Annotated in this window: 7 protein-coding genes; 5 read left to right on the forward strand and 2 right to left on the reverse strand. The window is 54.4% G+C overall.

Features of this window, described 5'->3' with window-relative positions; genetic code table 11:
- Window positions 1-117: 117 nt before the first annotated feature.
- The 4 genes from cobO (at window position 118) to ACPLUI_RS08750 (ending at window position 3737) form a co-directional block, all read left to right on the forward strand.
- Window positions 118-657: a cob(I)yrinic acid a,c-diamide adenosyltransferase gene (gene cobO, locus ACPLUI_RS08735; protein WP_424659880.1), complete on the forward strand. Its 540-nt coding sequence runs from the start codon at window positions 118-120 to the stop codon at window positions 655-657.
- A 14-nt stretch (window positions 658-671) separates the two neighbouring features.
- Entirely contained in the window at window positions 672-1616 is a 945-nt protein-coding gene (gene meaB / locus ACPLUI_RS08740; RefSeq protein WP_424659881.1) for a methylmalonyl Co-A mutase-associated GTPase MeaB, read from the forward strand.
- The gene (locus tag ACPLUI_RS08745; protein ID WP_424659882.1) at window positions 1613-3271 is read left to right on the forward strand and encodes an acyl-CoA mutase large subunit family protein; all 1659 of its coding nucleotides are present in this window, start codon (window positions 1613-1615) and stop codon (window positions 3269-3271) included. The genes meaB and ACPLUI_RS08745 overlap by 4 nt, the downstream gene beginning before the upstream one ends.
- A gap of 67 nt (window positions 3272-3338) precedes the next feature.
- Window positions 3339-3737, forward strand: coding sequence for a cobalamin B12-binding domain-containing protein (locus ACPLUI_RS08750; protein ID WP_013822304.1), 399 nt, complete (start codon window positions 3339-3341; stop codon window positions 3735-3737).
- A gap of 138 nt (window positions 3738-3875) precedes the next feature.
- Here ACPLUI_RS08750 and ACPLUI_RS08755 read toward each other — a convergent pair whose 3' ends face one another.
- Complete coding sequence (locus ACPLUI_RS08755; RefSeq protein ID WP_424659885.1) at window positions 3876-5054, reverse strand: aminotransferase class V-fold PLP-dependent enzyme; 1179 nt, start codon at window positions 5052-5054, stop codon at window positions 3876-3878.
- Window positions 5055-5133: 79 nt separating this feature from the next.
- A complete protein-coding gene (locus ACPLUI_RS08760) occupies window positions 5134-6714 on the reverse strand; it encodes an ASKHA domain-containing protein (protein WP_424659883.1) in 1581 nt (526 codons plus the stop codon).
- 195 nt (window positions 6715-6909) lie between these two features.
- Between ACPLUI_RS08760 and ACPLUI_RS08765 the strand changes: the two genes are divergently transcribed.
- On the forward strand, window positions 6910-7247 hold a 338-nt coding region (locus ACPLUI_RS08765), incomplete at its 3' end, for a YckD family protein (RefSeq protein WP_424659884.1).

Here is a 7247-nt window from a genome sequence, read left to right on the forward strand (position 1 = left end):
GATCTATGAGGGTACCAACCAGATCCAGCGGCTGGTCATTGCCAAACACCTCCTGAAATAGAAAAGGAAATTCCAGAGAGAAGTTATCTTTAATCTTCAAGGAGGGGAGATGGAATCATGAACCGCGGGCGACTGGAAAGAGGATATGTGCACGTGTACACCGGTAACGGCAAAGGCAAGACCACCGCTGCCCTGGGGCTGGCTCTCCGGGCCATCGGCCACGGCTACCGGGTGTTCATGCTTCAGTTCATGAAAGGGAGTAAGGAATACGGTGAGATAAAAGCAGCCGAAAAATATTTACCTGACCTGACCATCGTACAATCGGGTCTGGAAACCTTTGTGGACAAAGAAGACCCTTCCCCGGAAGATATTGCCCTGGCCCGCCAGGGCCTGGACAAAGCTCGCAAGGTAATCATGGAAGGGAGTTACGACCTGGTTATCCTGGATGAAATCAATGTAGCTGTAGATTTCAACCTGATCCCCCTGGATTCTGTCTTAGAACTGATTCGAAATAAACCGCCCCATATGGAATTGATCCTTACCGGCCGGTACGCCCACCCCAAAATCATCAAGGCAGCTGATGTGGTAACAGAAATGCACTTGATTAACCACCCCTATTATGAGGGCGTTGAAGCCCGGAAGGGTATCGAATACTGAGGGGGCATGATCCCATGAACAACCTGGTCGAAAGATTGCTGCAGGGTGACCGGCGTAGTGCAGCAAAGCTAATAACCTTAATTGAAAATGATACACCAGAAAGAAAGGATATTCTAAGCCAGATATACCCCCATACAGGCCGGGCCCACGTGATAGGAATCACCGGATCCCCGGGCGCGGGCAAAAGTTCCCTGGTCGACGAACTAACCACGGAAATCCGGAGTGAAGGCTTGAAGGTGGGTATAATCGCAGTAGATCCTACCAGCCCCTTCTCAGGAGGGGCACTTCTGGGCGACCGCATCAGAATGCAGGAACATGCCACCGACCGGGGGGTGTTTATCCGCAGTATGGGCACCCGGGGCAGCCTGGGAGGGTTGGCTGAGGCTACGCGGGACGCCATCAGAGTCCTGGACGCCTTTGGATGCCACGTTATCCTGGTAGAAACGGTGGGGGTCGGACAGTCAGAGCTGGACATAATGCACCATGCGCATACCACCCTGGTCGTTTTGACCCCCCAGGCGGGAGATCATATCCAGACCATTAAGGCCGGAATTATGGAAATTGCTGATATTTTCGTAATAAACAAAGCCGACCTCGATGGAACCCGTAAAATGGTGACCGATATTGAAGCCATGCTGGATTTAAGTCCGCTAGTTGACGGGTGGCGCCCGCCAGTGTTGACCACCATTGCCACAGACCACAGCGGCATCCCGGAGCTATGGGCCGCCATTAAAAAACACAGGGCCTGGCATAAAGATAACAGGACCGGGTCAGACAGGGAAAGGGTGCGCCGGGAACTGGCGGAAATAATCCAGCGCCACCTTTCACACCAGATTTCCCGGCAACTGGAGAAACATTACGATCATCTGGTGAAAAAAGTGGCGGCACGCCAGCTGGACCCCTACTCGGCAGCCATGGAAATAATTAAAGAATCCTTGAAAGGAGGACTTGCGCAATGAAGGATCAACAAAAGATCAGGGAGGGCATGGAAAAGTGGTGGCAGCAGCGTTCTAAGATGAAGGACCGGGATTTCCGGTTTGAAACCGTCTCCGGTATGGAGGTGAAAGACCTCTACACACCTCTGGATATCGAGGATCTTGACTATGAGCGGGATCTCGGCTTCCCTGGTGAATACCCCTTTACCAGAGGGGTTTACAGGAATATGTACCGCGGACGGCTGTGGACCATGCGCCAGTTTGCAGGCTTCGCCACAGCTAAAGAATCCAACAAACGTTATAAGTACCTGCTGGAGAAGGGCCAGACCGGGTTAAGTGTCGCTTTTGATATGCCCACCATCATGGGATACGACAGCGATCATCCCCGGTCCCTGGGTGAAGTAGGCCGGGTGGGCGTAGCCATCGATTCCCTGCAGGATATGGAGATTCTGTTTGACGGCATCCCTCTGGACAAGGTAAGCACCTCTATGACCATCAACGCCCCGGCTGCCGTCATCTGGTGCATGTATATCGCCACAGGGGAAAAACAGGGCGTACCACCGGAGAAGCTGACCGGTACCATCCAGAATGATATTTTAAAAGAATACATCGCCCAGAAATCCTGGATCTTCCCACCGGAACCTTCCATGCGTCTGATCACCGATATCTTTGCCTATGCCAGCCGTCACGTTCCCAAATGGAATACTATCAGTATCAGCGGCTATCACATCCGGGAAGCCGGCTCGACAGCGGTGCAGGAACTTGCTTTTACCCTGGCCGACGGTTTTGCCTACGTTGAAGCCGGCATCAAAGCAGGACTGAATGTGGATGATTTCGCCCCCCGCTTATCCTTCTTCTTTAATGCGCATATCGATTTCTTTGAGGAGATCGCCAAGTACCGGGCTGCCCGGCGCATCTGGGCACGGCGGATGAGGGAAAAATACGGTGCTAAGGACCCCCGCTCCTGGCTGTTACGTTTCCATACTCAGACGGCAGGTTGCAGCCTGACTGCCCAGCAGCCGGAAAACAACATCGTACGTACCGCCTATGAAGCTCTGGCTGCCGTACTGGGAGGCACTCAGTCCCTGCACACCAATTCTATGGACGAGGTACTGGCCCTGCCCACGGAAAAGGCTGTGGAGATTGCCCTGCGTACCCAGCAAATCCTGGCCTATGAGACCGGGGTGGCCAGTGTAATTGATCCGCTGGCCGGTTCCTACTATGTGGAGGCATTGACCAACAAGATGGAAGAAGAAGCAGAGAAATATTTTGAAGAGATTGAAAAGCGCGGCGGGGTCCTGGCCTGTATTGAACAGAACTTCTTCCAGCAGGAAATTGCCGATGCCGCCTATCGCTACCAGCGGGCTCTGGATAGCAAGCAACGGATCCTGGTCGGTGTCAACGAGTTTGTCAATCCCGACGAAAAGCTGGAAATCGAGATCTTGAAAATCGATCCCCAAATTGAACAGGAACAGGTGGCCCGCCTGCAGAAGCTGCGCCGGGAGCGGGATAACATCCGGGTCAGAGAGACACTGGAGGCCCTGCGCCGGGCCTGTGAGGGAACGGAAAACGTGATACCTTACATCCTGGACTGCGTGCGGGCTTATGCCACCGAAGGAGAAATAATCCAGGTCATGCGGGAAGTGTTTGGAGAATACAAAGAGAAACCAACATTCTAGCAACAAGAGGCGACGTGAAGAAAATGTTTATTTTATAATATTTGACTGGTGAAGGAGGTCAAAATCAATGGCCAGAAAGATTAGAGTACTGGTGGCCAAACCTGGCCTTGACGGCCACGATCGGGGCGCCCGGGTCATCGCCCGGGCGCTGCGGGACGCCGGTATGGAGGTGATCTATACCGGCTTGCACCAGACACCGGAGCAAATCGTAGAGGCCGCCATCCAGGAAGATGTCGATGTGGTCGGTTTAAGCATCCTTTCCGGAGCCCATATGACACTTATTCCCAGGGTGACACAGCTGCTCAGGGAAAACGGTGCCGATGATATCATCGTCATTGGAGGAGGTACCATCCCCGAAGACGATATAAGGGCGCTTAAAGAAGGTGGCTGGGTTAAGGAGTTGTTCACCCCTGGTACTCCCCTGGAAGCCATAGCCGAGTGGATCCAGTCCAACGTCAAGGTTTAAGCACAGGCTCGCTCCCAGGCGAGCAGTTCTTCATTGAGCCGAAGCAATTCTTGAGCGGTGCAGATGAGTGAGCTGGAAAACACATACTTTAAGCAAAGTTCCGGGGGAACCAACACGGTTCCCCCTTATAAATGCCCGCTAGCACCAGCACCCACTGCTGCCTTCCGGGGCCGGGATATCTTTTTCCACAATCTCCCTCAGACATCTGAGAGCATAATCGACTTCGTCGGGCCGGTTAAAATACGAAAAACTGAAACGAACCAGTTTTTGTTTAAAAGTACCCAGCGTCCTGTGCGCATCCGGAGCACAGTGCAGGCCGGCTCGACAGGCAATATTATACTTTTGGTCCAGGATAGTTCCGATATCTCCTGCCGGCCTGTTTTTTACGGCAAAGGAAACCACCGGAGCCTGGCGTGTTGCATCTCCGGGCCCGTATACCCGGACGCCTTCGATTTTCTTGAGTCCCTCCAGAAACTGCCTGGTTAAATCCTGCTCGTGCCGCCGAATTCTTTCCATGCCTTCCCGCCGGATGAACTTAACCCCCTCCCCCAAACCAGCCAGGCCCACTGTATTCAAGGTGCCGCTCTCGTAGCGCTCGGGCATTGTCTCCGGCTGGCCCGGTACATCCGAGTGGCTACCGGTCCCCCCTTCTTTTAAAGGCGTTAGTTCCACCCCCTCAGCCACATACAGCGCACCCGTGCCCGGAGGGCCGAACAGGCCTTTGTGGCCGGGAAAAGCCAGGAGGTCAATATGCATCGCCTCCACGTCAATATCCAGCACCCCCGCTGTTTGGGCAGCATCCACAATGAAGCGCAATCCCTTTTCCCGGGCCAGTCGGCCGATCTCGGCCACGGGCATGATGGTTCCCGTCACATTGGAGGCATGGGTTATGATAATGGCTACGGTATCAGGCTGAATGGCTGCAGCAACATCTTTCACAGAGACGGCCCCGGTGCGGTCGCAGGGTACCCTGGTTACCTTCACCCCCTGCTTCTGGAGAACATGAAGAGGACGGGTAACAGAATTGTGTTCCATGGAGCTGGTAACTACATGCTGCCCCGGCTTAAGCAGCCCCTTGATGGCCAGGTTCAGTGCTTCGGTGGCATTCAAGCCAAACACGATACGACGGGGATCCCGGATGTTGAACAGGGCTGCCAGTTCCTTCCTCGTTTCATCCACCAGGCGGTTGGCCGACAGGGCCAGCCTGTGCCCCGCCCGCCCCGGATTGGCTCCAACTTCCCGCAGGCAATGCTCCATGGCCGCCAGCACCTCCGGCGGTTTGGGCCAGGAGGTAGCCGCATTGTCGAAGTAAATCAATGTATTTCTCCCCTTTTCCCCTGGTGAAATGGCTGGCTTTTTTAATATAGCCGTTTCAATAGCCAGCATATGCAGTAAATCAGCCTTCCACCAGCCCACGTTCAATTAACTTCGCCTTGACCGTGGGGTAATAGTCCAGGTTGGTGTGGGGTAAAAATTTGCTCCCGACAAATTTATTCATAAAGGCCTGGCTGGCGTTCAGCTCGAAGTAGGTAATGTTGCGGGCAATAGCCTCCGCCTCCTCGCGTTTGCGGTTGGAGAGCAAAACCAGCCGTGCTCCCTCTCCCGAAGCGTTGCCCAGGCGTACCATTTTATCCCGGGGTAAATCGGGATAAAGACCGATGGTGATCGCCGACTCCAGGTGCAGATACTGGCCAAAGGCACCGGCAGCATAGAAACGGCTGATTTCGGAAAAATCGCAACCCACACTTTCCAGTAACAATTCCAGGGCAGCATTAACCGCCCCCTTCGTGCGCAGGAGATTGTTGATATCAACCTGGGTAACCACAATGTCCCTACCGGTAGCCGATTCCGATGCAGGCACAACCACGAACTCCCTGCTACCATCCCTGAAACGCCCCGCCCTGTCCACGATACCCGCCAGCAAAAGTTCCGCCAGGCAGTCTACCAGCCCGGAACCGCAGATACCTGCGGGGGGCGCATCACCGATGGTCGTGTAGCGAACCCTGCCACTCACGGGCTCGATAGATACGCTGTCGATGGCTCCCGGCTCGGCACGCATGCCACATTCCGCCACACCGCCCTCCAGGGCCGGTCCCGCGGCCCCTGCGCACCCCACCAGCCAGTCCCGGTTGCCCAGAATAATCTCGCCGTTGGTACCAATATCTACGAACAAAGAAAGCTCTTCCTGCTGGTGCAAACCGCTGGCCAGTACGCCGGCCACCACGTCCCCGCCAACATAACTTCCCACGGATGGCAGGCAGTAAACAGGAGCCAAAGGGTTAATCTCCAGTCCCAGCTGTCCGGCAGGTATAAAGCCAGGTTTATTTACTACTGGAATGTATGGCGCCATACAGATACGGGAGGGATCAAGTCCCAGAAACAGGTGAACCATGGTGCTGTTGGCACCTACGACAACGGCGCTGATCTCGCGCCCGGCCACACCATGATCGCCATTTAAACGCCTGATTAAACCGTTCAGAGTATCGAGAACGGCCCGTTGCAGTAGTTCCAGTCCCCCGGACTTCCCTGCCAAGTATATACGTGTGAGGATGTCCTCCCCCAGAGCAACCTGCCCGTTGTAATCCGCAGCCGTACCCATAATTCGCCCGTCATACATATTCACCAGGTAAACCACCACGGTGGTCGTACCAATATCGACAGCCAAGCCGTAATGTTTTTTGACGTTTTCTCCAGGTTCCACGTCTATCAGGTTCCAAACTCCGGGAGCCCCCAGCCCCACTGTGGCTGTTACCCGCCAACCTGCATCCCGCAAAACAGTGGGAATGCGCCGCATTAACGCCAGGGGCACAACCACCGGCCCAATTGCCCTCTCTAAAGCCGCCACCAACCTGTCCACATCGGCCTGGTTGTCTTCCAAACCCGGTTCCGTGAGCTCCAGATAAATTTTCCTGGTCAGAGGATCTAAAGCAATCTCCTCCCTGGACACACCGTCAGTTAAAATCACAATTTTATCCACCACGTTTTACACCCCGTTTAACCACTCTGATGCCAGAATTATAACATAACAGTCCGGGCAGAATGATTTTTATTCTTGATGTTAATCATTAGAATTGCTCTTTGTAACAAAATCGTAACAGAATCCCAACGACTTTGTGATAATCGAAGGACATAATAAACTCACATAGAAATTCCGTTCAAGGAGGTTGATCCCGTGAAAAAGAAACTGGTGCTTATCCTGGCCACCGTCCTGGTTCTGGCCATAGCCGTCCCGGCCCTGGCGGCTAGCGTATCGTCCGCCCTCACTCCACAGCAGACCAAAGAGTTGAGCTCCCTGCATCAGCAGATAATCAACCTGAGAAAGCAAATGGTAGACAAGTACGTGGAGTATGGCCGGCTAACCCCGGAACAGGGCCAGCAGATTAAGGCCAGCCTGGACGCCAGGCAAAAATTCTTTGCTGAGAATCCCGACCGCTTCGCATGCTACGGCCCGGGTGTCTGTCCCGGGCTCATGGGTGGCAGAGGCTGCTGGGGGAGGGGGCCAGGCCGGGG

The sequence above is a fragment of the Desulfofundulus sp. genome, from assembly GCF_049701015.1.
Lineage (GTDB): Bacteria > Bacillota > Desulfotomaculia > Desulfotomaculales > Desulfovirgulaceae > Desulfofundulus.

Bases quoted from the DNA above. Each gene is read 5' to 3' on its own strand.
- cobO (WP_424659880.1), top strand. From the start codon at position 118: ATGAACCGCGGGCGACTGGAAAGAGGATATGTGCACGTGTACACCGGT.
- meaB (WP_424659881.1), top strand. From the start codon at position 672: ATGAACAACCTGGTCGAAAGATTGCTGCAGGGTGACCGGCGTAGTGCA.
- ACPLUI_RS08750 (WP_013822304.1), top strand. From the start codon at position 3,339: ATGGCCAGAAAGATTAGAGTACTGGTGGCCAAACCTGGCCTTGACGGC.
- ACPLUI_RS08745 (WP_424659882.1), top strand. From the start codon at position 1,613: ATGAAGGATCAACAAAAGATCAGGGAGGGCATGGAAAAGTGGTGGCAG.